The organism is Romboutsia sp. (genome assembly GCF_051659545.1).
Taxonomy (GTDB): Bacteria; Bacillota; Clostridia; order Peptostreptococcales; family Peptostreptococcaceae; genus JBOFOR01.
On the sequence record NZ_JBOFOR010000326.1, the window covers coordinates 1 to 1,472 of the forward strand.

Annotated in this window: 2 protein-coding genes; both read right to left on the minus strand. The window is 26.6% G+C overall.

Translation table 11 applies throughout. The annotated features are described in order from the left end of the window. Positions 1–201: 201 nt before the first annotated feature. Positions 202–1,011 carry a type I phosphomannose isomerase catalytic subunit gene (locus tag ACRC03_RS19350; protein ID WP_438654250.1) on the minus strand — a complete coding sequence of 270 codons (810 nt, stop codon included), beginning with the start codon at positions 1,009–1,011 and terminating at the stop codon, positions 202–204. A gap of 138 nt (positions 1,012–1,149) precedes the next feature. Further along, positions 1,150–1,472: hypothetical protein (locus ACRC03_RS19355; protein ID WP_438654251.1), on the minus strand; the 323-nt coding region annotated here is incomplete at its 5' end.

A 1,472-nucleotide genomic window follows, 5' to 3' on the forward strand; every position in this document is an offset into this window, starting at 1 on the left:
ACAATATCATTTGATGTAGATAACATATAAATATAAACTAATCACTTTTTTGATACTATTAAAGTCGATTCTAATAAAATTAGCCTCTTGTAATATTTTAAGAGGCTAATTTTTATATATTAATCTATTTTATTTATAAATATTAAGCTTTTTTAGCCTGATATTCGATTATTTTTATAATAAATATTTTTGATGTATTACTTATACATAAGATTTTAAAAGTTCTAATTTACCTTCTATTTTATAAGTGACATCTTTAGTTATATAAACTGTTTCCTCTGTCTTAAGTGCTATGCTACCTTCTTTTGAAGTTATAGTACCTTCTCCACTTATCACTGTGTATGAGTGGAATTCTTGAGTTACATTATCTTCATAGCTTCCATCTACTATTATTTTATCAACTGTAAAATATGGAGTTTCTAATTTAGTAAAATTGTCTATCTTTCCACCATGATTTTTCATTTCATAATCTATTACATCAAGAGATTTTTCGATATGCATTTCTCTATCTCTACCCCAGTCATACATTCTGTAAGTAACATCACTACTTTGTTGGATTTCAAGTATTTTAAGTCCACCTTCTATAGCATGTACAGTTCCTGCTGGTATGTATATCATATCTCCTTGTTTCACATTGATTCTCTTTAAGTTTTCTTCTACTTTACCTTCTTCGATTATTTTTGCAAAATCATCTCTATTTAAACCTTCTTTTATACCGCAAATTAAGCCTGCATCTTCTTTAGCCTCTAATATGTACCAACATTCTGTTTTACCGTTATCGTTTTCATACTTTCTAGAATATTCATCTCCTGGATGAACTTGAACTGATAATGCTTCATTTGCTTGTATTATTTTTATAAGTATAGGTAATTCTTTTCCTAAAACTTCTACTAAAGTTTTGTCCGTTCCTTCAACTATAGATCCACCATTTCTATGAGTAGATAAATTCCACTCTTCATATCCCCAAATTTTTTCGCTATAAAAAGGTTTTAATTTTAATATTCCTCTCATTTTGCCCTCCATTTTAGTTATTTGAAATATTTTTATTATCTATGTACTTTCAGAAGTTTTAATTTTACCCTTCTTTAACTTCTATTATAGGTAAATTTATACTTTATTTCAAAATTTTCATATAATAGATTCAATATACTATTTATCTGATATTTCTTCCAATTTGTTTTTACTTATGTTAATCATTGCTAAAAACATATGGCTATTTTCTTTATAAAATTCAAGTACATCTTCAAAGGTTGGTCTTTCATATCCATGAGCATGTTCATTTCTAAGCATTCTTAATGCATTACAAAATAATGCTCCATCTTGTGGAAGTAGCCCACTTTCTTCACATTGGGTTACATATTCTATAAAATCTTTACTTTTTATACTTATATTAAATTCCATATTACAAAAAGCTAAATAGTTTTTTGTTAACTCATAAAATGAATTTACATACGCCTTAAATCCACTTTGAA